We start from the raw sequence: 26,227 nt of genomic DNA, 5'->3' as shown, positions 1-26,227 counted from the left end.
ATGGTCATCATTTCAGCAATATGGTTTTCCCCCCTGTTATCAGTGACATTGCTCGGTATAATGGCGCCATCCCGAGCCGTGAAATAAGTGAAAACAGCATGAGTACCATCAAGGATGTCGCCCGTTTGGCCAACGTATCGGTGGCAACGGTTTCACGGGTGATGAACAACTCACCCAAGGCCAGCGCCGCCTCCCGCGAGGTGGTACAGAAGGCCATGGCCGAACTGGGCTATACCCCCAATGCCAACGCGCGGGCACTGGTCAGCCAGACCTGTGACACCATGGGGGTGCTGGTGGGCGACGTGGCGGATCCCTTCTTCGGCGCCCTGGTCAAGGGGGTGGCCGCGGTGGCAGTGGAACAGGGCCTGCACCTGTTGATGGGTAATGGTTTTCACAAGGCACGGCAGGAGCGTGAATCCATCGAACTGCTGATCGGCAAGCGCTGCGAGGCGCTGGTGGTGCACAGCAAGGCGCTGAGCGACGAGGAGCTGATCGACTACGCGCTGCGGGTGCCCGGCATGGTGCTGATCAACCGCGACATCCCGGCGCTCAAGGGGCGCTGCATTGCCCTCAACAACCGCCAGGGGGCCGCCACGGCGACCCGCCATCTGCTGGAGCTGGGCCACCGCCACATCGCCTTCCTCAGTTCGGATCACGCCATCGAAGATGCCATCCTGCGGCTACAGGGCTATCAGGATGCGCTGGCCGAAGCGGGGTTGCGCGCCGATCCTGAGCTGGTGGAGAGCGGCATGCCCAACGAGGAGGGCGGCGAGCGCGCCATGCTCAACCTGCTGGCCAAGGGGCTGCCCATCACGGCCGTGGTGGCCTACAACGATGCCATGGCGGCGGGGGCCATCTCGGTGCTGGCGGACAACGGCCTCAAGGTGCCGGAGGAGGTCTCGGTGGTGGGTTTCGATGACATCATCTATGCCAGATACCTGCGCCCCAAGCTCTCCACCATGCGCTACCCGGTTGAACTGATGGCTGCCCAGGCGGCCAAGCTGGCACTGCAGCTGGCGGCGGGCGAAAGCGAGGCGGTGCAGAGCCGCATTTACACCCCGACCCTGATCAACCGCCACTCGGTGGCGCCCGTTCGAAGCTGATCCCTTTCATTTACCTCTGTTTGTCGCTCCGGATCGCCGTTTTTGCGGCGCGTGATCCGGAGCCTTGGTCTTTTACCTGTATTTAGCGCATTTTTACCCTGTTTTACTTAACAAATTCAGTGTAATCGTTTACATCTGTGTGAGCGAGATCGCCGATCACCGGGCAAAACTCCCCTACACTGCATACGTTTTCGGCGTTCATGCAGGGAGAGAGAAGAATGCTCAGGGAGATAGTGGCCCGTCAGGACTGGCAGACCCAGGCGATTACCGCAGTGAATCGGTTGCCTGCCCATACCCCCTTGTTCAGCTGGCGCAGCGAAGCCGCAGCGCGAGATGATCTCGCCTCACCATCGCGCACCCTGCTGGATGGGGAGTGGCGTTTCTCCTTCTTCGCGGCGCCCGAGCTGGTGCCGGAGCACTGGCTGGTTGAGGATTTGCCGGATGCCTGTCCCATCAAGGTGCCGGGCAACTGGCAGCTGGATGCGGCCTACCCAGGGTTGCGGCCTGCGACGGATGTGCCCATCTACACCAACATCAAATATCCCTTCCCGTGCGATCCACCGCGGGTGCCGGCCGAGAATCCCACCGGCTGCTACTCCCGTGAGTTCAGCGTGCCGGCCGACTGGCTCGCCAGCGGCCAGACCCGGATCATCTTCGACGGGGTGGACAGCGCTTTTCACCTCTTCTGCAACGGTCGCTGGGTCGGTTACTCCCAGGACAGCCGGCTGCCTGCCGAATTTGACCTGACCTCTTTCCTCTGCTGCGGTGACAACCGGCTGGCAGTGCTGGTGCTGCGCTGGTCCGACGGCTCCTATCTGGAAGATCAGGACATGTGGCGCATGAGCGGCATCTTCCGCTCCGTCAGCCTGCTGCACAAACCGGCTCGTCATCTGATGGACATTCGGGTCACCCCAGAGCTGGACGCCTGCTATCGCGATGGTCGACTCAAGATCGCGTTGCAGGCAGTCAATGGGGCCGGTCTGTCGGTGGTGGCCAATCTCTATGACGGCGGTGAGCGGGTGGCGACCCTGCGCCAACCGATCGGCACGCAAGCTATTGACGAGAAAGGGGCGTATGACGATCGTGCCGAGTGTCTGCTCGAGGTGGCGGCTCCGCGCAAGTGGAGCGCCGAGACCCCCCACCTCTATCGTCTCACCCTGACCCTGCTGGACGAGCAGGGGGAGCCCATCGAGAGCGAAGCCTATGACGTGGGCTTTCGGTCGGTGGAGATCCGTGGCGGCCTGCTGCGGGTCAACGGCCAGCCGCTGCTCATTCGCGGTGCCAACCGTCACGAACACGATGCGGCCAGCGGCCATGTGGTGACCCCCGCCGCCATCGAGCAGGATCTGCTGTTGATGAAGCGGCACAACTTCAACGCGGTGCGCTGCTCTCACTACCCCAATCACCCCGAGCTTTATCGGCTGTGCGACCGGCTCGGTCTCTACGTGGTGGACGAGGCGAACCTGGAGACCCACGGCATGACCCCCATGGGGCGGCTGGCGCGGGATCCCGCCTGGAGCAACGCCTTCCTGGAGCGGGTGACCCGCATGGTGGCTCGCGACTTCAACCACCCCAGCGTCATCATCTGGTCACTTGGCAACGAGTCGGGTTACGGCCCGGCCCACGATGCCATGTATGGCTGGGTCAAGCGGGCGGATCCGAGCCGTCCGGTGCAATACGAAGGGGGTGGGGCCGATACGCCGGCCACCGACATCATCTGCCCCATGTATGCCCGTACCCATCAGGATCAGCCCTTCCCGGCGGTGCCCAAGTGGGCGCTGGCCAAGTGGATCGGCCTGCCGGGAGAGACTCGCCCGCTGATCCTGTGTGAATACGCCCACGCCATGGGCAACAGCTTGGGGGGCTATGCCCACTACTGGCAGGCATTTCGCGATCATCCACGGTTGCAGGGTGGTTTCGTCTGGGATTGGGTCGATCAGGGACTGGACAAGCTGACCGATGATGGTCGTCATTTCTGGGCCTATGGCGGTGATTTCGGCGATACCCCGAATGATCGCCAGTTCTGCTGCAACGGTTTGGTGTTCCCCGACCGCACCCCCCATCCCGCCCTGTTTGAGGCAAAACGTGCCCAGCAGCCGTTCGGGTTGACGTTGCTCGAGCGGCAGCCGCTGACGGTCGAGATCCGCAGCGAGTACCTGTTTCGCGAGACGGACAACGAGCGGTTGCACTGGCGGCTGTGCGAAGACGGCGTAGTGGTGAGCCAGGGTGAATGCCCACTCACCCTGGCACCGCAGGGAAGCGTGACGCTGACTCTGCTGGAGCGGCTGCCGGCCTTTGCGCCGGGGGCGCTCGCCTGGCTGGATCTCGCCATCGTGCAGCCCGCCGCCACGCTCTGGTCAGCGGCTGGTCACGAGGTAGCGCGCCAGCAATGCATGCTGCCTGCGCCGCTGGCACTGCCCGCCACCCGCACGCCGGCCACCTTTATCGAGCTGGCGGATGGCTGGCAGATCCGGGCGGCCGCCAGCGAGTGGCGGCTGGACAAGGCCAGTGGCCGCGTCCAAAGCTGGTGCAAGCTGGGCCGCGAGCAGCTGAAAGAGGCCATTGCCGATCACTTCTATCGGGCGCCGCTCGACAACGACATCGGCACCAGCGAGGCAGACCACGCCGATCCCAACGCCTGGATCGCTCGCTGGCAGGAGGCCGGGCTCAATGAGCTGCAGCACCGCTGCCTCGACTTGGTAGTGAGCCCTGACCAAGGGGTTGTGACGGCACGCCACGGCTACTTCGTCGGCGAGGCGCTCAAGCTGCTGACCCGCTGGCGCCACGAATTCGATCAGGATGGGGCCATGCACCTCGCCATCGAGGTGGAGGTGGCGGCCGAGATGCCCTCTCTGCCACGCATCGGCGCCCGGCTCTGGCTGACCGACGAGGTGATGGATACGGGGGAGGAGGTGAGCTGGCTGGGGCGCGGTCCGCACGAGAACTATCCGGATCGCCTGCTGGCTGCCGACCTCGGTCGCTGGCAGTCGTCGCCCGATGCGCTGCACACCGCGTATGTGTTCCCGACCGACAACGGGCTGCGCTGTGACACCCGCCAACTGCAACTGGGTACTGTCGAGGTCGAAGGGCTGTTCCATTTCAGTTTGAGCCGCTTCAGTCAGCAGCAGCTGGCACAGGCCCGCCACCAGACCGATCTGGTGGCCGAGGGAGGGCTGCACCTCTGTCTCGATGGCTTTCATATGGGGATTGGGGGGGATGACTCCTGGAGCCAGGGCGTGCGGCCGGAATATTGGTTGCAGCCGGGCGGCTACTATTGGAACTGTGTTCTACGCTGAATCTGAGCGATTGCTTAACAAGAAAGAGCCTCGTTCAGGGCTTCATCTTCAGCGATCAAATCTAACCTAATGATTTTTAATTGATTTGTTGCTATGTAACAGAGTGTAAACGTTTTCATTTTGTTGTCATGATCACAGATTGTCATACAACAAACTGATTACATTAGGCTGGCGCCAGTTCACTTGGTGTACAGCATTCCCTACAAAAACAGATAGAGAGATCGGAGCATAACAATGAAAAAGATCACGACCATTGCCGCCGTACTGATGAGCCTGATGGCTGGAGCCACCGTTCATGCCGAAACCCGCATCGGGGTGACCGTCTACAAATACGACGACAACTTCATGGCGGTAGTGCGCAAGGCAATCGAGAAGGAAGCGGCGGCCAACCCGGGGGTGGAGCTGCTGATGAATGACTCCCAGAATGACCAGTCCAAGCAGAACGATCAGGTCGACGTACTGCTGGCCAAAGGGTGAAGGCGCTGGCTATCAACCTGGTGGACCCGGCGGCGGCCCCGGTCGTGATCGAGAAGGCCCGTGGCGAGGATGTGCCCGTGGTGTTCTACAACAAGGAACCGAGTGCTGCCGATCTGGCCAGCTATGACAAGGCTTACTACGTGGGTACCGACTCCAAGGAGTCAGGCATCATCCAGGGGCAGCTGATCGCCAAGCACTGGAAAGCCAACCCGGCCTGGGATCTGAACAAGGATGGCGTCATCCAGTTCGTGCTGCTGAAAGGGGAGCCGGGTCACCCCGATGCGGAAGCCCGTACCACCTACGTCATCAAGACACTGAACGACGGCGGCATCAAGACCGAGCAGCTGCACATGGATACCGGTATGTGGGATACCGCCATGGCCAAGGACAAGATGGACGCCTGGATCTCCGGCCCCAATGCCAACAAGATCGAAGTGGTCATCGCCAACAACGATGGCATGGCGATGGGTGCCGTCGAGTCGCTGAAGGCCCAGGGCAAGACCGCCATCCCGGTATTCGGGGTTGATGCCCTGCCGGAAGCGCTGGCTCTGGTCAAGAGCGGCGCCATGGCCGGTACCGTGCTGAACGATGCCGCCAACCAGGCCAAGGCGACCTACGAGCTGACCAAGAACCTGGCGGAAGGCAAAGCGGCTGGTGAAGGCACCAAGTGGAACATCGTCAACAAGGTTGTGCGCGTTCCCTACGTTGGTGTCGATGCTGACAACCTGTCCAAATTCGAATAATTCCCTCCTCCCGGGCAAGGGGTCTCCCCTTGCCCTCAGTTTCAACCAGATGTGATGGCTGATATGACAACACAGCAACAATCAGAATGGCTGTTGGAGATGATTGACGTCAGTAAAAGCTTTCCCGGCGTCAAGGCACTCGATAATGTCAATTTACGGGTCCGTCCTCATTCTGTGCATGCGTTGATGGGCGAGAACGGGGCAGGAAAATCCACGTTGCTCAAGTGCCTGTTCGGCATCTACGAGAAGGATCAGGGCAAGATCTTCTTCAAGGGGCAGGAGATCAACTTCACCTCCTCCAAAGAGGCGCTGGAGAACGGCGTCTCCATGGTGCATCAGGAGCTCAACCTGGTGCTGCAACGCTCGGTGATGGACAACATGTGGCTCGGCCGCTATCCCACCAAGGGACTGTTCGTCGACCACGGCAAGATGTATCAGGACACCAAGCATATCTTCGACGAGCTGGACATCGACATCGACCCAAGGGTCAAGGTCGGTACCCTCTCCGTTTCCCAGATGCAGATGATCGAGATCGCCAAGGCGTTCTCCTATGACGCCAAGATCGTCATCATGGACGAGCCCACCTCCTCGCTGACCGAGAAAGAGGTGAGCCATCTCTTCAAGATCATCAACAAGCTCAAGGAGAAGGGCTGCGGCATCGTCTACATCTCCCACAAAATGGAAGAGATCTTCCAGCTGTGTGACGAGATCACCATATTGCGGGATGGCCAGTGGGTGGCGACCCAGCCGCTCAAGGGCATGACCATGGATCAGATCATCGGCATGATGGTCGGTCGTGAGTTGACCCAGCGCTTCCCGGAGAAGACCAACCAGCCGAAAGAGGTGATCCTCGAAGTCGAGCACCTGACGGCGAAAAACCAACCCTCGATTCAGGACATCACCTTCAACCTGCACAAGGGGGAGATCCTCGGCATCGCCGGACTGGTGGGGGCCAAGCGCACCGACATCGTCGAGACCCTGTTCGGCATCCGCGATCGCAGTGAAGGGATCATCAAGCTGCACGGTCAGCCGGTGGCGAACCACAATGCTCACGAGGCGATCCGCAACGGTTTTGCACTGGTGACCGAAGAGCGCCGCTCCACCGGCATCTATTCGCGTCTCGACATCGCCTTCAACTCCCTGATCGCCAACATGGACAATTACAAGGGCTCCATGGGACTGCTCAGCGACAACAAGATGAAGAGCGATACCCAGTGGGTCATCGACTCCATGCGGGTCAAGACACCGACCCAGCAGACCCAGATCGGTTCCCTCTCGGGGGGCAACCAGCAGAAGGTGATCATCGGCCGCTGGCTGCTGACCCAGCCGGAGATCCTGATGCTGGATGAACCGACTCGCGGCATCGACGTGGGGGCCAAGTTCGAGATTTATCAGCTCATCCTGGAGCTGGCGAAGAAGGACAAAGGCATCATCATCATCTCGTCGGAAATGCCCGAACTGCTCGGCATCACGGATCGCATCATGGTCATGAGCAATGGCCGGGTCGCCGGGATCGTCAATACCAAAGAAACTGACCAGAGCGAGATACTGCGCCTGGCATCTCTGTACCTCTAGAGACAGGAAGACATTTATGGAGTCGGCTAAAAATTTCAATCTGATGCGGGCGCTCAAGGAGAACGGCATCTACGTGGTGCTGCTGGTGCTGCTCATGATCATCGTGATCAAGGAACCCTCCTTCCTGAGTCTCACCAACTTCAGCAACATCCTGACCCAGTCTTCGGTACGGGTCATCATAGCGCTCGGGGTGGCAGGCATCATCATCACTCAGGGGACGGATCTGTCGGCCGGTCGTCAGGTCGGCCTGGCGGCGCTCATCGCGGCGACCATGCTGCAGGCGCTGACCAACGTCAACAAGGTGTTTCCCAGCCTGGGGGAGGTGCCCATTCCGGCGGTGATCCTGCTGGTGTGCGTGGTGGGGGCCCTGATTGGTCTGGTCAACGGCCTTATCGTGGCTTATCTGAACGTCACTCCGTTCATTACCACCCTGGGGACCATGATCATCGTCTACGGCATCAACTCCCTCTACTTTGACTCGGTGGGTGCCTCGCCGGTAGCCGGTTTCGATCCCCGTTTCTCGAGCTTCGCACAGGGGTTCATCAAGCTGGGCGGCTTCAAGCTATCCTATCTGACCTTCTATGCCGCCATCGCCAGCGTGTTCGTCTGGGTGCTGTGGAACAAGACCCGCTTTGGCAAGAACATCTTCGCCATCGGCGGCAACCCGGAAGCCGCCAAGGTCTCCGGCGTCAACGTGGCGGTCAATCTGGTGATGATCTATGCGCTGGCAGGGGTGTTCTACGCCTTCGGCGGTATGCTGGAAGCGGGCCGGATCGGCAGTGCCACCAACAACCTCGGCTTCATGTATGAACTAGATGCCATCGCCGCCTGCGTGGTGGGTGGGGTGTCGTTTGCCGGCGGGGTGGGTACGGTAGCCGGGGTGATCACCGGGGTACTCATCTTTACATTGATCAACTATGGTTTGACCTATATCGGGGTCAGCCCTTACTGGCAGTTCATCATCAAGGGCGGCATCATCATTCTGGCGGTGGCGCTGGACTCCATGAAGTACGCCAAGAAGAAATAACGATTGGCAGAGAGGGTTGGCAGTGTCAGCCCTCTCTTCTGGAGGGATCCCATGCCATTCAAGGTCAAGATTTACGTCCTGTTGCTGCTGGCCATTCTGGTCACCATCGGCACTGCCTGGTTCAGCGTCAATCACTTCATCAGCGCCTACATCCGCACCCAGGCAACCCAGAACATCAACGAGCAGATCACCCTGGTCAAAGAGAAGCTGGCCGGCGACATCAATCAAAAAATCCTGCTGGCGGCCAACCTCAACTTCGGGGTGACCAACGTCAAGAAGACGCTGGAAGAGACCGGCTTTCACAATATCGTCAAGGTGATCGGCGACATGGCGTTCGACGTGAGTGGGGTCATCAACGACACGGCCAAGGTCGATGCGCTGCGCAAGCTGATCCCTGCCGCCAACAACCAGATCACCGTCAGCCCGCTGCAGCAGGTGGATGGCAAGCCTGTCATTTCCATTCTGGTGCCGCGAGGGGCCGACTCTGCCTACCTTTATTACCTCGACATGAGCGAGTTCAAGAACCTGCTGGAGAAGGTGAGCGGCGAGGGGCGTTACTTCTCGCTGGCCGATGGCCAGGGCAATGTGCTCTACAGCAGCAAGCCGCAGGGAGAGAACGAAGCTCGTCCCAATCCGCTGGATATCCGTGGGAGCAGCTGGACGCTGACCGGCTACATCGATCTCGACTACATCCGCACCATGACCCAGGCGCTCAACGGCCAGATCATCATGGCGTTGCTCGGGGTGGCGGTGGTGGTGATGGTGCTCGCCGTACTGGCGCTCAATCTGGCCTACCGCCCCATCCTTTCGCTGCGGGATCTGGTGCTGGAGCTCTCCCGTGGCAGCGGCGATCTGACTCGCCGGCTGGCGGTAACCAGTACCGATGATCTGGGACAGATTTCGGCCGGCATCAACCGCTTTATCGAGCGGCTGCAGGAGATGATGAACGAGGTACGGCAGGCCAGCGGCCAGCTCAACAGCGGTATCGAGGGGCTGGCCAGCCAGACCGGTGCCGCCCAGTCCCTGCTGGCTGACCATGTGCGGGAGACCGAGCAGGTGGTGACCGCCATCAATGAGATGAGTCGCACCGCGGTCTCCGTTTCTGAAAGTGCGGCCAGCACCGCCCAGCTCACCGGCCAGAGCCAGCAGCTGGCGAGCCAGTCCCGCCAGGTGGTGGATCAGGCCATGACCAGCGTGATGGCTCTGGTGGACGAAGTGGAAGCCACTGCCCGCTCCATCGAAGCCATGCAGCAGGATGTGCAGCAGATTGGCTCCGTGCTGGGGGTGATTGGCAGTATTGCCGAACAAACCAACCTGCTGGCCCTCAACGCCGCTATCGAGGCGGCCCGGGCTGGCGAGCAGGGGCGCGGCTTTGCGGTGGTGGCGGACGAGGTGCGTTCCCTCGCAGCTCGCACCCAGCAGAGCACGGCGGAGATCCAGACCATGCTGGCCAGCCTGCAGCGGGGTACCCAGACGGTGGTGGATGCCATGAGCAACACCAAGCAGAGTTGCCAGGGGGCCGCCGAGAACACCACCCGGGTCAATGAATCGCTGGATCTGATGGCTGGAGAGGTGGTGGAGATCAACGATCTTATCAGCCACATCGCCACGGCGGCGGAGCAGCAGAGCGCAGTAGCCGAGGAGATCAATCGCAACATGAGTGCGATTGCCGAGGTGATCCGCCAGCTGACTCACAACGGGGAGGAGACTGTAGCCAGCTCCGCTGCGATGCAGCAGACCTACGACAGGCTGCGGGAGATCGTGGGTCACTTCCGGCTCGAGTAGATGCCGGAGGCTGGCCGCCGAAGAAAAATGGCCAAAAAAGATGGGGGCGACTTGCGTCGCCCCCGATAGTCTTATCGCTCATGTCCTTGAACGAAGTTGCTCCCTGCAATCCCTGACTATACCTCTTCCTTTAGGTTTCCCCTTCCCAATCCTTTGGGGTGTCCTTTAGCCATCATGGCCTGACGAGTCATCCGTTCCCGTCGCACTTTCTCCGTCCTGGGAGGTGTCCTTTACCACATCCTGTGGTGAGTCCATTTGCCCAACCCTGGCAGCCAGTCTTCCTGACCGACTTCATTGCGTCCGTGCAGGAGTAACTATAAGGATTTCACGGGGCGCGACAACGGCAGATTGAAAAACGTTTTTATGTATCTCGTTACGAAGGAAACTTGTTTCGATATATTTCATTTTAAATCAGAGATTTGTTTTGTTTGTGTTCAGGTTTTTTGATCCTATCTTCCGACTATCGCGAGAGCTTTTTAGGCGCTTTGCTCACGAGGTTAATGGCGAATGTCTCACACGCCGTTTAACCGGGGTTCAGAAAGGGATAGGGGGAGCAGAGCGCGAGGAGCTGGTGGCGATAACAAGTGCCACTACTGTCGTGTCAGTTGTGTTCCTGTAGCCGTTCGTAGATGGTTTGGCGCTCTTCCGGGCTCAAGGAGGAGAAGTAATGGGTAAACATACGCAACAACAGGGATTTGTTCATGCCATCCTGCTGGGTCAGGCTGCCAAGCTCATCGATGGCCGTGGTACTCAGGGAAAAGGTCGCTTTTTTGTAGCTGGGTTTCAGGTGTTCACCGTTTTCGATGAAGGCGAGTGCAGTGAGGGCTTCCTCCCGATGCAGATTCAGCTCCAGGCTGACAACTTTGGGTTTGCCCTTGGCGTAGAAGTCAGCATCTTCGATGAACTCGTCAATGGTGAACTTCTTCTGATGATGCAGATTGTGTTTTTTCTTCAGGTCGGCAAGGCCCATCTCACACCCCCAGCTCCAGAAACTCCTTGGCGATGGCCCGGATCTCTTCGGCCGATTTGCCATCCGGTTCTATTTCCATCACCGACAACCCCTTCTCCTCGCTGTCATCGTAGACATTGCGGCCATAGGTAATGGAGTTGAGTACGTCGACACCGAAGGAAGAGCACACCTCCTTGGCCTCCAGGATCCGTTTCACCTGGTTGGGGAGGGCAGGGCACTGGGTCAGCACCACGGCCGCCCGCAGGCTGGGGTTGACCATCTTGCAGGTGGTGATGAGGTCTTCCATGTGCGGCAAGGTCTTGAGGTCGCGGCGTTTGGGACGTAGCGGGATCAGGGCGTGGGTGGCAACTGCCATGGTGGAGCGCAATGCCCGGTTGTCCTGGCCGCCGCAATCGACGATAAGATAGTCATAGCGGTTCTTCAGGCTGAGCAAGTCGTTGCGGATGTTGCCGTAGAGCTGAACACAATTTATCTGGGGCAGGTCCGGATTGTCATTGCGCTCCTGGATCCAGTCCGAGGTGGTGCGCTGTGGATCGCAATCGACCAGCAACACCTCGCCATGAAACTGGGTCCTGAGGTAAACCGCCAGATTCTGGGCCAGGCAACTCTTGCCGCTCCCCCTTTTTCGCCACCGACCAGCAGGATCATGACCGTCTCCTATCCCTATGAAAAACAGCTGCATTGAGTATAGGAGGGGGTCGGGCCATGACAAGCCAAGAGGAGGTGGCCTCCTCTTGGACTCTCACTCTCAGTAGTGCTGGCTGCCGCCATACCACTGACAGACATAGGCCGGTACCAGCATCTGGGGAGCTTTATCGACCTGGCATACCACCAGCGGCATGGCCGGCGCCCCTTCTGCACTGACCAGTGCAGGGGTCATGGGCAGCAGCAGGCTTGCAAACAACAGCAGTGATTTGATCTTCATGGTTAGCTCCTTGGTGATAAAACGGGTGTGATCCTGATCACTTTCTGAGTTAAGCCGAGGTGGTTGGTGACGCAAGGTGCTGAAATAAATTCAACTAATGAAAAAAGTTTGAAAAGAGCCGATGGCAGGCGCCCTGAAAAATGAGTGGCCAAGATGCGGGCTGGGTGCATATCCATATAAATGATGAGCCGGCAGGTACGCTGCAGCGGGCCTGCGCGAGCGGGTTGGACGAGATGCCATGATCTGGAACAACAAACAGATTATTCAGTGAGCAGGCAGGCAATGACTATTTATTTCCCCGTATCACTGCTTTGAAATCTCATAAAATTCAATTTTTTGCATATTAAATTCAATGAATGTTGATTTTGTTTTTATCTTTATGAAATTAAAGGTTTTTTGTTTTTATACATATCCCTTAGTAGATATGGTTAATGAATGAAACAAGAAGAATTATGAAAATTTCACGATGAAAAGTGCGTATTTAAACGAAGGCGATGAATGGGAGATTGTCAGTTCTGTTATCCCTATCAAAGAATAAACCGTGAATTTATTCAGTTATAAGTGAATGTGATCAATGTCTAAGTTTGGTGTGATTTGCAGGTCTAACCTCGGTCTCGAAAGGCAAGGGCAGGATAGAACACAAGCCGATTACCCTACATAAAGAATATCCCGCCTTAGCCACGAGCATGAATAGAAGGAATCTATTCAATCACTCGCAGGGACCACTGCTAGACGGAATATAATCATGAGCAAATTTTATGTAGGTTCTGAAGTTGGCCATTTGCGCCGTGTCATGTTGCACCGCCCCAACCTCAGTCTGAAGCGTCTGACTCCTTCCAACTGCCAGGATCTGCTGTTTGATGACGTCCTGTCGGTTGAACGTGCCGGTCAGGAGCACGACAAATTCGCTCAGGTACTGCGCGATCAGAATGTCGAAGTTTTCCTGTTGACCAATCTGCTGGCCGAAACCCTGGACGTGCCGGAAGCCAAAACCTGGCTGTTGCAACATCAGGTCTCCGACTATCGCCTCGGCACCTCCTTTGCCAACGACGTGCGCTGCTTCCTGGCAGACATGCCGCACCGTGAACTGGCCCGCATTCTCTCCGGCGGCCTGACCTACTCCGAGATGCCCTACAGCGGCGTCAACATGGTCGTCGGCATGCACGCCCCGACCGACTTCATCATCGAGCCGCTGCCCAACCACCTCTTTACCCGTGACACATCCTGCTGGGTCTATGGCGGTGTTTCCATCAACCCGATGGCCAAGGCCGCCCGTCGTCGCGAGACCAACCACGTGAAGGCCATCTACCGCTGGCACCCGCAGTTCGCCGGCCAAGACTTCATCAAATACTTCGGTGATGAAGATCGCGACTACGACAACTCCACCATCGAGGGCGGTGACGTGCTGGTCATCGGCCGCGGCTCCGTGCTCATCGGCATGTCCGAGCGCACCACACCGCAAGGGGTCGAACACCTGGCTCGCGGCCTGTTCAAACACGGCCAGGCCAAACAGGTCATCGCCATGCAACTGCCGAAACACCGCAGCTGCATGCACCTCGATACCGTCATGACCCACATGGACATAGACACCTTCTCCGTTTATCCGGAAGTCATCCGCAAGGATGTGAACTGCTGGAGCCTGACTCCGGGCGGCGCCACCGGCATGAACATCAAGGAAGAGGGTTACTTCGTCACCGCCATTGAGAAGGCGCTGGGTGTCGATCAGCTCAAGCTCATCACCACCGGCGGTGACACCTTCGAGGCTGAGCGCGAGCAGTGGAACGATGCCAACAACGTGCTGACCGTGCGCCCCGGCGTGGTGGTGGGTTACGAGCGCAATACCTACACCAACGAGAAGTACGACAAGGCCGGCATCACAGTGCTGCCCATCCCGGGTGAAGAGCTGGGACGTGGTCGCGGCGGCGCCCGCTGCATGAGCTGCCCGATGGAACGCGACGGCATCTAACAAGACGGCGTGGCGCCGGCAAGAGGCCGGCGCCACAGATACCAAGACTCGAGAGTAACACTCATGAAAAAACCAACTGTCGTCGTCGCCCTGGGTGGCAATGCTCTGCTCCGTCGTGGCGAGCCGCTCGAAGCTGACATCCAGCGCAAGAACATCGCCACTGCGGCCAAGACCATCGCCTTGATCGCTCAGGAGTACAACGTGGTGCTGGTGCATGGCAACGGCCCGCAAGTCGGTCTGCTGGCCCTGCAAAACAGTGCCTACACCAAGGTATCCCCCTATCCGCTGGATGTGCTGGGTGCCGAGTCTCAGGGCATGATCGGCTACATGCTGATCCAGGAGCTGAAGAACCTGATGCCGAGCCGCAACGTCACCGCGCTGCTGACCCAGGTGCAGGTTGATCCCAAGGATCCGGCGTTTGCCAATCCGACCAAATTTATCGGCCCCGTCTACGAAGAGGCTGAAGCCCGCACCCTGGCAGAAGAGAAGCACTGGGTGGTCAAGGCTGACGGCAAGTTCTTCCGTCGTGTGGTGCCGTCCCCGCTGCCCCAGCGCATCGTCGAAGGCGACGCCATCGAAACCCTGATCGCTCAGGGTCACCTCATCATCTGTACCGGTGGTGGTGGCATCCCGGTGACCTGGGATGGCCAGAGCCTGACCGGCATCGAAGCCGTCATCGACAAGGACATGTCTGCCGCCTACCTGGCCAAGCAGATCAAGGCCGACGCCCTGCTGATCCTGACCGATGCCGATGCCGTCTATCTGGACTGGGGCAAACCGACCCAGCGTCCGCTGCGGATCACCAGCCCGGACGAGCTGGCCGGGGTCAAGTTCGATGCCGGCTCCATGGGGCCGAAAGTCGAAGCCTCCTGTGAATTTGTCAAAGCGACCGGCGGCATGGTCGGCATCGGTTCGCTGGAAGATGGCCTGGCCATCCTCAAGGGCGAAGCCGGCACCAATATCGTCGCCACCCGTACCGTGAATGCGTAATTGAAACTCGGCCCTCCGGGGTCTGCACAAATCTGTACTGAAGAATGCGTAGTCAACACTACTGCCTAAATTGGTCTGAACAAATATAGAGAGAACTCATCATGGCTTTTAATCTGCGTAACCGTAACTTCCTGAAACTGCTGGACTTCACCCCGCGCGAAATCCAATACATGATCGATCTGGCCATCGACCTGAAGAAAGCCAAATACGGTGGCTATGAGCGTAAACACCTGACCGGCAAAAACATTGCCCTGATCTTCGAGAAGACCTCCACCCGTACCCGTTGTGCGTTTGAAGTAGCGGCCTTCGACCAGGGTGCGCAAGTCTCCTACCTCGGCCCAAGCGGTTCCCAGATCGGTCACAAGGAGTCCATGAAGGACACCGCCCGGGTACTGGGTCGCATGTATGACGGCATCGAATACCGTGGCTACGGTCAGGAGATCGTGGAAGAGCTGGGTGCCTACGCCGGCGTACCGGTCTGGAACGGCCTGACCAACGAATTCCACCCGACCCAGATCCTGGCCGACTTCATGACCATGCTGGAGCACGGCAAGGGCAAGCGTCTGGATCAAATCAAGTTCGCCTACCTGGGTGATGCCCGCAACAACATGGGCAACTCCCTGATGGTCGGCGCCGCCAAAATGGGCATGGATATCCGTCTGGTCGCTCCGAAAGCCTTCTGGCCGGAAGAGGAGCTGGTTGCCAAGTGCCGCCTGATCGCCGAAGAGACCGGCGCACGCATCACCCTGACCGAAGATGTCAAAGAGGGTGTGCTGGGTACCGACTTCCTCTACACCGACGTCTGGGTTTCCATGGGTGAAGCGAAAGAAGCCTGGGATCAGCGCGTCAAACTGATGACCCCGTATCAGGTCAACATGGATGTCATCAACGCCACCAAGAACCCGGATGTGAAGTTCATGCACTGCCTGCCGGCGTTCCACAACGATGAGACCACCATGGGCAAGGAAGTGGCTGACAAATATGGCATGAAAGGCCTGGAAGTGACCGAGGACGTGTTCGAATCCGAGCACAGCATCGTGTTCGACGAGGCCGAAAACCGGATGCACACCATCAAGGCAGTGATGGTTGCTACGCTGGGCGACTAAGGTCGCAGTAGTGGTGCCGGGGGGTGACCCCCGGCTTTTCGACCATGTGACAGCGGCATAATACCTCTAACCCTACGACCCGCAGCCTGCATGGATACCACACCCACAGAAGGAAGCTGGACCATGACCAAATTCAAGTTCCCGTCAGCCTACACGATACTGTTCGTGCTGATCGCCCTGGTGGCCGCCCTGAGCTGGATAGTGCCGGCCGGCAAATATGAAATGACCATGAACGAAGCCCTCGGCAAGGAAGTGCCGGTGGCTGGTACCTACAAACTGGTGGAGGGCAATCCCCAGGGGATCGTCGACGTGCTGCTGGCACCTATCGACGGTCTTTATAACCATGACACTTATCAGGCAGGCGCCATCGACGTCTCCCTGTTCATCCTGATCATCGGTGGTTTTCTTGGCATTGTGACCAAGACCGGTGCCATCGATGCCGGTATCGAGCGTGTAACCGACCGTCTGCGCGGCCGGGAAGAGTGGATGATCCCGATCCTGATGGCGCTGTTCGCCGCGGGCGGCACCATCTACGGCATGGCCGAAGAGTCGCTGCCGTTCTACACCCTGTTGGTGCCGGTGATGATGGCCGCCCGCTTCGACCCGGTCGTGGCTGCTGCAACCGTGTTGCTGGGCGCCGGTATCGGTACTTTGGGCTCCACCATCAACCCGTTTGCGACCGTTATCGCTGCCAACGCGGCCGGTATCTCCTTCACCGACGGTATCTGGCTGCGCGTCGCCATGCTGGTGGCTGGCTGGTTGATCTGCGTTGCCTACGTCATGCGTTACGCCAAGATGGTACGCAACGACCCGAGCAAATCCCTGGTGGCTGACAAGTGGGACGAAAACCGTGCCCATTTCCTTGGCAACAAGAGCGACCAGATGCTGGAGTTCACCCTGACCCGTAAAATCGTGCTGGGTATCTTCGTCGCCGCCTTCGCCGTGATGATCTACGGGGTGGCCGTGCTGGGCTGGTGGATGGCGCAGATCTCCGGCGTGTTCCTGGCTGCCGCCATCATCGTCGGTGTTATCTCCCGCATGAGCGAAGAAGAGCTGACCTCCAACTTCATCGACGGTGCTCGTGACCTGCTCGGCGTCGCCCTGATCATCGGTATCGCCCGCGGTATCGTGGTGGTGATGGACAACGGCATGATCACCCACACCATACTGCACAGCGCAGAAGGGATCGTGACCGGCCTCTCCACCGTGGTGTTCATCAACGTGATGTTCGTGCTGGAAGTGGTGCTCTCCTTCCTGGTGCCGTCCTCCTCCGGTCTGGCCGTGCTGACCATGCCGATCATGGCGCCGCTGGCCGACTTCGCCAACGTGGGTCGTGAGCTGGTGGTCACCGCCTATCAGTCCGCTTCCGGCCTGGTGAACCTGGTGACCCCGACCTCCGCCGTGGTCATGGGTGGCCTGGCGATTGCCAAGGTGCCTTATGTACGCTGGCTGAAATGGGTGGCTCCGCTGCTTGGTCTGCTGACCGTGCTGATCGTGATCTGCCTGAGCCTGGGTGCAGTGCTCTGATCCACAACGAAGAGAAAACTGAAAACGGGAGCCACTGGCTCCCGTTTTTTTATGGCTGACTCATGACGATTCAAGTCGTGGGGAGGGGAGAATGGACGAGGATGAACTGCCTTGGCGAAGATCTGCGGCAACAAAAAGGCGGCCCGCGGGTCGCCTCGATCTATGCGGGGGAGAGGGCTTAGCGGGCTTGGGCCAGGGTGCGTACCACGGCAGCGTGGGCCTGACGGGTGCGGCTGATATGGCGTGGGGCGACCAGCACCACGTCGTTGCCAGCGACGGCGCCCATGATCTCGGGATTGGCGTTGCGATCCAGCAGGCGGGCCACCACGGTGGCGGCGCCAGGGGTGGTGTGGATCAGCACCATCTGCTGGTTGTGCACCACTTCGCGCACCATGTCGTGGATCGAGCGGGTACTGCCGGCGGGCTCCAGCTGCTCGTCCACCAGGGTGTAGACCTTCTTGCCGTTGGCGTTCTGGGCCTTGGCCACGCCGAGCCGGCGCAGCAGACGGGATATGGTGGACTGGCTGATGTCGGCGAAACCGCGCTCCGACAGCTCGCGCCGGATCTCCTCCTGGGTGCTGTAGCAGTGCTGGCCGATGATCTGGCGACAGGCATCCAGCTGGGCCAGATCGGGCTCTTGTTCCACGGGACGACTGAGGGTTTTGACCACGGCGAATTCCTTTGATGATGACCGACGGTAAACGCTCGATATCTGCCGAATTTGCTGAATATCAGCAAAAAATACTGGAAATCAATGCACTGGCAGGAAATGAGCGGGAATAGCTCTGTTTGGATGGCAAATTATAACCAACTGGTTATTTGGTGATGTGACAGGGGTCAAAAATGGGCCCCTTGGGGCCCACCTGGATATCTTTTGAGTCTGGCTATCAGTAGCGTTCGCTGACGATGTCCTGGGTGAAGGACTTCTCGCAGTACTTGCACTTCATCCGCACCACGCCTTTCACCTCGCGCACCCGGAAGTGGCTGTCCACCGGCTCGTTGTGGGAGATGCAGTTGGAGTTGGGGCAGTGGAACACCCCGGCGATGAACTCCGGCAGCTCCAGCTGGTGTTTCTTCACCACGGCGAAGTCTTCGATGATATTGACGGTCGCCTTGGGGGCGAACAGTGCCAGCTGGTTGGCCTGCTGTTCGGTCAGGCGGGTGTTCTCGATCTTGATGAGATCCTTCTTGCCCAGTGCGCCGGATTTCAGGTTGAAACCGACGGTGATGCGCTCCTGGGTCTCGATCAGCTGGAACAGCTTGAGGATCTTGATGCCCTGGCCGGCGGGGACGTGGTCGATGACGGAGCCGTGACGGATGGCTTCGACTTGCAGTTGGTTCTTCTCGGACATGATATACCCCTTTCCCTTAGACGGTTTCGTTCAGTACCAGAGCCAGCAGCGCCTGGCGTGCATAAACCCCGTTCTCCGCCTGCTGGAAGTAGTAGGCGTGGGGAGTCTTGTCGACCGCGACGTCGATCTCGTCGACGCGGGGCAGGGGGTGCAGGATCTTCATGGTAGGCTTGGCGCCTTCCAGGGTGGCCACTTCCAGCACGAACTTGGCGGCCATGTGCTTGTATTCGGTCTCGTCGAAGCGTTCTTTCTGGACCCGGGTCATGTAGAGGATGTCCAGCTCCGGCATTACCTCTTCCATGGTCTCGTGCACGCTGAACTGGATGCCTTTCTCTTCCAGCTCCTCGCAGATGTAGTCCGGCATCGCCAGCGCTTCCGGCGAGATGAAGAAGAAGCGGCAGTTGAACAGGCTGAGGGCCTGGGCCAGCGAGTGCACGGTGCGGCCGTACTTGAGGTCACCGACGAAGGCGACGTTGAGGCCATCCAGCTTGCCTTGCGTCTCGTGGATGGAGAAGAGGTCGAGCAGGGTCTGGGTCGGATGCTGGTTGGAGCCGTCGCCGCCGTTGATGACCGGCACGCGGGAGAACTCGGAGGCGAGGCGGGCAGCCCCCTCTTTCGGATGACGCATCACCACCGCATCGGTGTAGGAACCGATGATCTTGATTGAGTCGGCCAGGGTCTCGCCCTTCTTGGCGCTAGTGTTGCCACCGTCGGCGAAGCCGATGATGTTGCCGCCCAGGCGCTGGACGGCGGTCTCGAACGACAGGCGGGTACGGGTGGAGGCTTCGAAGAAGCAGCTGGCAACCAGCTTGTCTTTCAGCAAGCGGGTGTCGGGCTCGGCCTTCAACCGCTGTGCGGTTGCGACCACCAGTTCCATGTCGGGCCGGGTCAGGTCCGAAATGGAGATGACATGTTTCTTATAGAGTGGATTGGTCATCGTCTGCATTCCCTTTGACATCAATGAAGGTTTTTCGGGCACAAAAAAAAGCCCCTGAAACAGGGGCTTTTTTTAAAAACAATTGGGGATCTGTGGGTCGGGAACCGGAAACAACGGGGCCGCTCTGGTGCGCTCCACCCGTCTGCAAGGCTGTCTTTTTCAGCAAAAACTGCATCGTCCTGTCCTGACCTTTTTTCAAACCGGACAGATTATAGAGTCGCATTTTGAATTGTCAAAAATTTATTTCAAAGGCAAGATTTGCACTGAAAAACGTTTAACTGTCGTGAACTGGCCGGCAAACCCACACCTGGTGTTCGGCCTGCAATGGCTGCGCATCTTCGGCCATGCTGCGCAGATAGGCGAGTCTGTGGTGCCCCTCCAGCAGGCAATAGGGTTGTGGCAGCGGGTGACCGTCCGGGTAGCTGCTGCCCGCTGCCGATGCCAGCACTATGATGGGTTCGGACCAGGTACCCTGGCTCAGCATGTACTCCCCGAGCCAGGATCGACGGACGTAACGGTTGTGCCTCAGCATCTCGCCCCAGCGTTCGACCACCTCCATATGGCGGGAGCCGGTCTGCTCGATGATCCTGGCGGTGGGCCAGCTTTCACACTCGAACTGGTGGCGGGCGAGATCGATAAAGCTCCAGTTGGATTCAAAACCGCGCCAATGGCGGTAAATCCACTGGGAGAGCACATTGTCGGGAATGAAGGGCACCAGCGGGGCGACCCGTGCCAGATAGTCCGGCAGGGCCTCGGTTTTGCTCTCATCCCGGAAGTTGAGCGGTGCAAGTTGTTGAAGTAACCGATAATTGAGCATGAGCAGCCTCCTCATTGCCTGGCCACCTCTTCACCCTACCCCCATTGCCGCTGCTTTCCTACCCAAACAAGGCTGTAAATACAGCGAGTTACCCCCTTTGGCTGTAAAAAGTGACCAGATCTGCTCGTCCTTTGTGCAATCGCACCGAAAGTGAGAAAAAAGCCTTTACCTTTGATCCCGGCTTTGTATAATTCGCCTCGTTTGTTGCAGGGGCGTAGTTCCAATTGGTAGAACAGCGGTCTCCAAAACCGATGGTTGCGGGTTCGAGTCCTGCCGCCCCTGCCATTTTTCAGAGAAGCCAGCTCATTGAGCTGGCTTTTCGCTTTTCCGGGCCTCCCGTTTTTTCCCATCGTCCCTTGTCCCGCCTGCTGTAGCAGGGTGCTCCCTCCCGTTGTACTCGTTCCTCCCGACCGCTAGTCGCTGTTGCGCCGGTTTGCCCTGTCGTTTCTGGCAATCGTCCCGCCGCGCTCCCTGTGCTACATAACAGGGTCGGTGCCCTGGCATGCCGTTGGCAGGCCGGCACTCAATGCTCAAGCCGTGGATTGTGGGCGTGAACATCAGCTGAGGAGAGCGAACCATGAACAAGGCAGTTGAAACCCGATTGAACAAGTCCCGTCCCGGTGGCTGGATCCCCCGCGATGGCGCCCATATCGAGCGCTGGATCCGGCGGATCAAGCACTACGTGACCCAGCAGCCGCGGGCGCTGGTGCCACCCATCGCCGAGCTGCGGGATCTGGTCCATGCCGACCCTGCGCTGCATGCCCAGGCCGAAGCCATGTTCAAGGAAGCCTGGCGCCACAAGCACCTGACCCCGCTCGGTCAGCCAGAGGTACGCTCGTTCGAGGAGTTCCTGGGGCTGCTCAACGGCATCATGACCACGGCGCCCGAGGCGTATCAGGACATCCCCAGCCACGAGCCATCCGGTCTCATCGGCTTTCCCATCAATGCCCTGCTCGACTGGCCCATGGCCACCCAGGCCGGCTATCACTTCTTTGCCAACGCCCTGGTCAACCAGCAGTTCAAGAAGATCCTCGACTACTGGGCCCAGTTCCTGCAAAGCCCGGCTTCACGCTACGTGCTGAATGAGCCGGTCAGCCGGCTGGATCAGGAGACCCTGGTGGTGCCCTGGCTCGGCAAGGTGGCCAAGGCCGAGATGGTCAAGGTGGTGAACGAGGCGGTCGGGGAGGGGCCCAACCCTACTCCGGGCAGCTTCGAGCAGATCTTCGAGTGCGAGCCGGAAGCCGAATACCACGGGTTCAGCTGCTGGGACGACTTCTTCACCCGACGTTTTCGGGTCGGAGTGCGGCCGGTATCTGCGCCGACGGATGACAGTGTCATCGTCAACGCCTGCGAATCGGCGCCGCTGCAGGTACGCAAAGAGGTGAGCCGCAGCGATCAGTTCTGGCTCAAGGGGCAGCCCTATTCGCTGGACAACATGCTCGATTTTGACGATCTGGCACCCCGTTTCGAAGGCGGCACCGTCTACCAGGCCTTCCTCAGTGCGCTCAGCTACCACCGCTGGCACAGCCCGGTGAGCGGCACCATCCGCAAGGTGCGCATCGTCAACGGCACCTACTATCTGGAAAACCAGTTCGAAGGCTTTGCCGACCCGCAGGGGGCGGATCCCAGCGCCCCCAACAATTCCCAGCCGTTCCTCACCTCGGTGGCGACCCGGGCACTCATCTTCATCGAGGCCGACAACCCCAAAATCGGCCTGATGTGCGTGGTGCCGGTGGGGATGGCCGAGGTGTCGAGCTGCGAGATCACGGTGCAGGCGGGGGATCGGGTGCAGAAGGGGGATCCGCTCGGCATGTTCCACTTCGGCGGCTCCACCCACTGCCTGCTGTTCCGCCCTGGGGTCAGGCTGGAGTTCGACTTCCATGGCCAGACCCCCGGGCTGGATGCGACCAATATGCGGCTCAATACCGCCATTGCCCGGGTCAAGTAGCCCTGCCGGGTAGAGTATGGGAGGCCGCCTGCGGGCGGCCTTGTTGTTGTCATGGGGAGCTGCTTTTTGGCCCCCTAATGCGGGTTGTCAGCAGCATGGAATAGCGATCCAGTAATGACGAGTAGCGGGTTCTGTTGTTGATAGATGTAAAAATACTGGGATTCACTAAAGTCTGTTCAGCATGTGGCCGATAGCCTTGATTAAATAAGGGTCTCTCCCTGGCCCGTCACAACAACAAGGATCCGTAGTCATGACACTTTCGTTGCGCGGCAAGCTGCTGGCCACCAGTCTGGGGGTGGTGCTGCTGATGGCCTCACTGCTCGGCATCGTTGCCTTTCACACCCTCAAATCCCGCACCATGAGCGCCATCCAGAGCGAGGCGGTCAACTATGGTCACGCCTACTCGGTCGCCATCGGCGACTGGATGGCGGATCGCAAGAACACGGTACATGCACTGGTGAACCTGATCGCCGACAACCCGCAGGCCGAGCTGGTGCCGCACCTGAAGCAGGCCTATACCTCGGGCGGGTTCGGGCTCACCTACTTTGGCTCGACCCAGGGGGTGATGACCCGCCAGGATCCCTCCCTCAACACCGGCAACTATGACCCGCGCGAGCGCCCCTGGTATCAGGACGCGGTGAGGGCGGGACAGCTCATCGTCACCGCTCCCTATGTCAGTGTCACCATGCAGAAGCTGGTGGTCACTCTCTCCGAGCCGGTGCTCCATCAGGGCGAACTGGTCGGTGCCGTGGGGGCCAACCTGGCGCTCGACAAGCTGATCGACGAGGTGCTGGCGATGCAGGTGCAGGGCGAGGGGTACGCCATGCTGCTCGACAGCAGCGGCCTCATCGTCGGTCATCCCAACAAGGAGCTGGCGCTCAAGCAGATTGGTGAGCTCTCTCCCGATCTGTCGGCGGCCACCTTCCAGCAGTGGGGCCGCGAGAACAACGAACTGCACGCCGCCACCCTCGACGGGCGCGACGTGCTGCTGGCGGTGCAGCCGGTGCCGGGCACCGACTGGCTGCTGGCCATGGTGATGTATCGCGACGTGCTGGAGGCGCCGCTCGCCTCCTTGCTGTGGCAGCTGGTGGGGCTGACCCTGGTGCTGATGCTGGTGTTCAGCGCCCTGCTCACCGCCATGTTCAAGTATCTGTTTGCCGATCTGGGCCGGGTGGCCGGTGCGCTGCACGACATCGCTCACGGCGAGGGAGACCTCACGGTGCACATCAACACTCGCAGCAAGGATGAGGTGGGTCAGCTGGCGGAGAGCTTCAACCAGTTCGTGGCGCGGCTGCATGGCATCGTCAGCCGGCTGCGCGACGTTACCGTCGAGCTGGCGGCCCAGTCCCGCGCCCAGGCGGCAGGGGCCCAGTCCCGCAGCCAGCGAGTACGCCAGCAGCAGGACGAGATCGTGATGGTGGCGACCGCGGTGACCGAGATGGCCTCCGCCACTCAGGAGATCGCCGGCAACGCCGAGTTTGCCGCCACTACCTCCGGCGATGCGGTCAAGCTGGCGGTCGCTGGTCAGTCACAGGTCGGTCAGAGCCAGCGCAGCATCACGGGGCTGGCGGACGAAGTGGCGGACGCCAGCCAGATCATCGTGGAGCTGGATGCCCACGCCCAGAAGATCAGCGGCATTCTGGCCACCATCAGCGGCATCGCCGAGCAGACCAACCTGCTGGCGCTCAACGCCGCCATCGAGGCGGCCCGGGCCGGTGAGCAGGGGCGCGGCTTTGCGGTGGTGGCGGACGAGGTGCGGGTGCTGTCACGCCGCACCCACGACTCCACTGACGAGATCCAGCAGATGATCGAGACCCTGCAGCAGACCACCCGCCGGGCGGTGAGCGGCATGGAGACTAGCCGCCAGCTGGCAGGTACCAGCGTGGAGGATGCAGAGTCTGCCAACCTGAGCCTGGGGCAGATCAACGAGGCAATCGGCGCCATCAGCGACATGGCGACCCAGATTGCGGCGGCGGCCGAAGAGCAGACCTCGGTCACCAGCGAGATTAGCCGCAACACCGAGAACATCCGTCACGTCTCCCAGGAGCTGGCCGAGCAGGCCAATCAGGAGGCTGCGCAGGCGGCCGAGCTGAAGGGGCTGACCGAGCGGCTGGAGCTGGAGATCGGCCGCTTCAGGCTCTGATCATCACTCGAACGTTCATGAAAAAGGGCAGCCCGCGGGCTGCCCTTTCTTATTTCACGACAGGCTCAAGGGGTCTGTTTGACCCAGATCAGCTGATCGGTGGCAAAGCCCAGCGATGCCGCCTTGGCGACCAGGGCATCCACTTTGTCCTTGGGCGGATTGGGTGAGCGGGCGAGGATCCAGAGATAATCGTGGTTGTAGCTGGTCACCAGCGAGAGCTGGTAATCGGGGTCCAGCTCGATGACGTTGTAGCCGCCGTAGAAGGGGCCGAAGAAGCTCACCTTGAGCCGTGCTTCGTCCGGTTTGTCGACGAAGTAGGCCTTGCCCTCGGCTTCGCGCCAGCTGCCGTCGCTCTGCTGGCCGCGGTTGAGCACCTTGACCCCGCCATCGTCGCGCAGGCTGTAGGTGGCGCTCACCTGCTCCAGTCCGCGCTCGAAACCGTGGTCGAGGCGGGCTATCTCGTACCAGGTGCCAAGATAACGATCGAGCTGGAAGCCGGTAACGGGGCGGATGCCGTCAGCGATGCCGGTACAGGCCGTCAGCAGGCAGGCGGTGAGCAGGTAAAGCAGTGCACGCATGAACAATTCCTCTCTGGTTATCCCTCTATGATGCGCAGCTGGCCTTCCCTAAAGCGGGAGGCCTGATCCGTCGGCGTGCTGCCGAAGAAGCGCTTGTACTCCCGGCTGAACTGGGAGTTGCTTTCGTAGCCGACCCTGGTCGCCGCGGTCCCCGCCTTGATACCGTCGTGCAGCATCATCATCCGCGCCTTGTGGAGGCGAAACGACTTGATGTACTGCAGCGGCGAGGTGGCGGTGACCGCCTTGAAGTGGTGGTGGAAGGCGGAGACGCTCATGTTCACCTCCCGCGCCAGCTCCTCCATGGTCAGGTTGTCGGCGTAACGCGACTCTATCATACGCAGCACCCGGGCAATCTGGCCCACATGGTTGTGGCGATTGGCGAGCGCCTGCAACGCCGGGCCGCCCCCCTCGTGCAGTGCGTAAAACAGCATCTCCCGCACCGTCTGCGGCCCCAGTACCCGGGCGTGGTGGGGTTTGTCCATCAGATCGATCAGCCGCTCGGCGGCGCAGAACATGGCCTCCGACAGGGGTACTGAGTGGACGCCGCTCTTTTGCGGGGCAGGTGCGGGCAGGGCATCCCCCAGCTCCAGCAGCAACTCCTGCAGGGTCACCAGGTTGATCTCGAGGGAGAAGCCGATGAGAGGCTGCTCGGGGGAGGCGAAGCACTCGCACTCGCAGGGCAGCGGCAGGGTCATCAGCAGGTAGTGGTTGGGGTCGTAGCGAAACACCTGGTCCGCCAGATAGCCCACCTTGTGCCCCTGCAGGATCACTATCATCCGCGGCTGATAGAGCACCGGGGTGCGGCCGTGGTATTCGGTGGTGTAGATGAGGCTCACCTGATCCACCGGCGAGGGGGTGATGCCTGGGGCGGTGACGTGGCGGGCCAGCTTGGCGGCGAGATCGGTGTAGCGGGTCTGCATGGGATACTCTTGGGTTCTGTTTTGGCTGCTTTGTAGGAATAG

The 26,227-nt window shown here is 59.8% G+C and carries 20 protein-coding genes, 1 tRNA gene and 2 pseudogenes; 13 read left to right on the top strand and 10 right to left on the bottom strand.

Annotation, left to right across the window (positions count from 1 at the left end):
• Positions 1-98: 98 nt before the first annotated feature.
• The 6 genes and pseudogenes from ACPDZI_RS20685 (at position 99) to ACPDZI_RS20660 (ending at position 10,006) form a co-directional block, all read left to right on the top strand.
• Positions 99-1,103, top strand: a complete 1,005-nt coding sequence (locus ACPDZI_RS20685; RefSeq protein WP_011707764.1) for a substrate-binding domain-containing protein — start codon at positions 99-101, stop codon at positions 1,101-1,103.
• 218 nt (positions 1,104-1,321) lie between these two features.
• Complete coding sequence (locus tag ACPDZI_RS20680; RefSeq protein WP_438833707.1) at positions 1,322-4,399, top strand: beta-galactosidase; 3,078 nt, start codon at positions 1,322-1,324, stop codon at positions 4,397-4,399.
• A gap of 234 nt (positions 4,400-4,633) precedes the next feature.
• Positions 4,634-5,619: pseudogene (mglB, locus tag ACPDZI_RS20675) on the top strand (galactose/glucose ABC transporter substrate-binding protein MglB).
• Positions 5,620-5,673: 54 nt separating this feature from the next.
• The gene (mglA, locus tag ACPDZI_RS20670; protein WP_011707761.1) at positions 5,674-7,194 is read left to right on the top strand and encodes a galactose/methyl galactoside ABC transporter ATP-binding protein MglA; all 1,521 of its coding nucleotides are present in this window, start codon (positions 5,674-5,676) and stop codon (positions 7,192-7,194) included.
• A 16-nt stretch (positions 7,195-7,210) separates the two neighbouring features.
• Positions 7,211-8,221 (top strand): galactose/methyl galactoside ABC transporter permease MglC, encoded by a 1,011-nt coding sequence (mglC, locus tag ACPDZI_RS20665; protein WP_011707760.1) that lies wholly within the window; start codon positions 7,211-7,213, stop codon positions 8,219-8,221.
• Between the two features lie 51 nt (positions 8,222-8,272).
• The gene (locus ACPDZI_RS20660; protein ID WP_323933931.1) at positions 8,273-10,006 is read left to right on the top strand and encodes a methyl-accepting chemotaxis protein; all 1,734 of its coding nucleotides are present in this window, start codon (positions 8,273-8,275) and stop codon (positions 10,004-10,006) included.
• Between the two features lie 601 nt (positions 10,007-10,607).
• Here ACPDZI_RS20660 and ACPDZI_RS20655 read toward each other — a convergent pair.
• The 3 genes and pseudogenes from ACPDZI_RS20655 to ACPDZI_RS20645 form a co-directional block, all read right to left on the bottom strand.
• Positions 10,608-10,976, bottom strand: coding sequence for a CopG family transcriptional regulator (locus ACPDZI_RS20655; RefSeq protein WP_024945174.1), 369 nt, complete (start codon positions 10,974-10,976; stop codon positions 10,608-10,610).
• Position 10,977: 1 nt separating this feature from the next.
• Positions 10,978-11,624: pseudogene (locus tag ACPDZI_RS20650) on the bottom strand (division plane positioning ATPase MipZ).
• Between the two features lie 100 nt (positions 11,625-11,724).
• Complete coding sequence (locus ACPDZI_RS20645) at positions 11,725-11,901, bottom strand: hypothetical protein (RefSeq protein ID WP_017409769.1); 177 nt, start codon at positions 11,899-11,901, stop codon at positions 11,725-11,727.
• A 745-nt stretch (positions 11,902-12,646) separates the two neighbouring features.
• Here ACPDZI_RS20645 and arcA point away from each other — a divergent pair.
• From arcA to ACPDZI_RS20625, 4 genes are all read left to right on the top strand, one after another.
• Positions 12,647-13,867, top strand: coding sequence for an arginine deiminase (gene arcA, locus ACPDZI_RS20640; RefSeq protein WP_438833706.1), 1,221 nt, complete (start codon positions 12,647-12,649; stop codon positions 13,865-13,867).
• Between the two features lie 63 nt (positions 13,868-13,930).
• The gene (arcC, locus tag ACPDZI_RS20635; RefSeq protein ID WP_011707754.1) at positions 13,931-14,857 is read left to right on the top strand and encodes a carbamate kinase; all 927 of its coding nucleotides are present in this window, start codon (positions 13,931-13,933) and stop codon (positions 14,855-14,857) included.
• Positions 14,858-14,958: 101 nt separating this feature from the next.
• Positions 14,959-15,963, top strand: coding sequence for an ornithine carbamoyltransferase (argF, locus tag ACPDZI_RS20630; RefSeq protein ID WP_017409770.1), 1,005 nt, complete (start codon positions 14,959-14,961; stop codon positions 15,961-15,963).
• 123 nt (positions 15,964-16,086) lie between these two features.
• Positions 16,087-17,490, top strand: coding sequence for a YfcC family protein (locus ACPDZI_RS20625; RefSeq protein WP_438833705.1), 1,404 nt, complete (start codon positions 16,087-16,089; stop codon positions 17,488-17,490).
• 178 nt (positions 17,491-17,668) lie between these two features.
• On the opposite strand, the gene ACPDZI_RS20620 is transcribed toward ACPDZI_RS20625, so the two are convergent.
• The 5 genes from ACPDZI_RS20620 to ACPDZI_RS20600 form a co-directional block, all read right to left on the bottom strand.
• Entirely contained in the window at positions 17,669-18,160 is a 492-nt protein-coding gene (locus ACPDZI_RS20620) for an arginine repressor (protein WP_016352302.1), read from the bottom strand.
• A 217-nt stretch (positions 18,161-18,377) separates the two neighbouring features.
• Entirely contained in the window at positions 18,378-18,842 is a 465-nt protein-coding gene (gene pyrI / locus ACPDZI_RS20615; protein ID WP_438833704.1) for an aspartate carbamoyltransferase regulatory subunit, read from the bottom strand.
• Between the two features lie 16 nt (positions 18,843-18,858).
• On the bottom strand, positions 18,859-19,779 hold the full coding sequence (gene pyrB / locus ACPDZI_RS20610) for an aspartate carbamoyltransferase (RefSeq protein WP_016352301.1): 921 nt from the start codon (positions 19,777-19,779) through the stop codon (positions 18,859-18,861).
• Positions 19,760-19,954 carry a hypothetical protein gene (locus ACPDZI_RS20605; RefSeq protein WP_123785055.1) on the bottom strand — a complete coding sequence of 65 codons (195 nt, stop codon included), beginning with the start codon at positions 19,952-19,954 and terminating at the stop codon, positions 19,760-19,762. The genes pyrB and ACPDZI_RS20605 overlap by 20 nt, the downstream gene beginning before the upstream one ends.
• A 99-nt stretch (positions 19,955-20,053) precedes the next feature.
• The gene (locus ACPDZI_RS20600) at positions 20,054-20,596 is read right to left on the bottom strand and encodes a hypothetical protein (RefSeq protein WP_016352300.1); all 543 of its coding nucleotides are present in this window, start codon (positions 20,594-20,596) and stop codon (positions 20,054-20,056) included.
• Positions 20,597-20,804: 208 nt separating this feature from the next.
• On the opposite strand from ACPDZI_RS20600, the gene ACPDZI_RS20595 reads away from it, so the two are divergent.
• From ACPDZI_RS20595 to ACPDZI_RS20585, 3 genes are all read left to right on the top strand, one after another.
• A tRNA-Trp gene (locus ACPDZI_RS20595) sits at positions 20,805-20,881 on the top strand.
• A gap of 292 nt (positions 20,882-21,173) precedes the next feature.
• Complete coding sequence (locus ACPDZI_RS20590; RefSeq protein ID WP_438833703.1) at positions 21,174-22,544, top strand: phosphatidylserine decarboxylase family protein; 1,371 nt, start codon at positions 21,174-21,176, stop codon at positions 22,542-22,544.
• Positions 22,545-22,794: 250 nt separating this feature from the next.
• Positions 22,795-24,687 (top strand): methyl-accepting chemotaxis protein, encoded by a 1,893-nt coding sequence (locus ACPDZI_RS20585; protein ID WP_146062396.1) that lies wholly within the window; start codon positions 22,795-22,797, stop codon positions 24,685-24,687.
• 65 nt (positions 24,688-24,752) lie between these two features.
• On the opposite strand, the gene ACPDZI_RS20580 is transcribed toward ACPDZI_RS20585, so the two are convergent.
• Both ACPDZI_RS20580 and ACPDZI_RS20575 read right to left on the bottom strand, forming a co-directional pair.
• Complete coding sequence (locus ACPDZI_RS20580; RefSeq protein WP_076362091.1) at positions 24,753-25,265, bottom strand: lipocalin family protein; 513 nt, start codon at positions 25,263-25,265, stop codon at positions 24,753-24,755.
• Positions 25,266-25,282: 17 nt separating this feature from the next.
• Positions 25,283-26,185, bottom strand: a complete 903-nt coding sequence (locus ACPDZI_RS20575) for an AraC family transcriptional regulator (protein WP_010635812.1) — start codon at positions 26,183-26,185, stop codon at positions 25,283-25,285.
• Positions 26,186-26,227: the final 42 nt, after the last annotated feature.

Origin of the sequence: Aeromonas oralensis, from assembly GCF_049665575.1 — a bacterium.
Lineage (GTDB): Bacteria > Pseudomonadota > Gammaproteobacteria > Enterobacterales > Aeromonadaceae > Aeromonas > Aeromonas hydrophila.
This window is presented reverse-complemented; position numbering and strand designations above follow the sequence as displayed.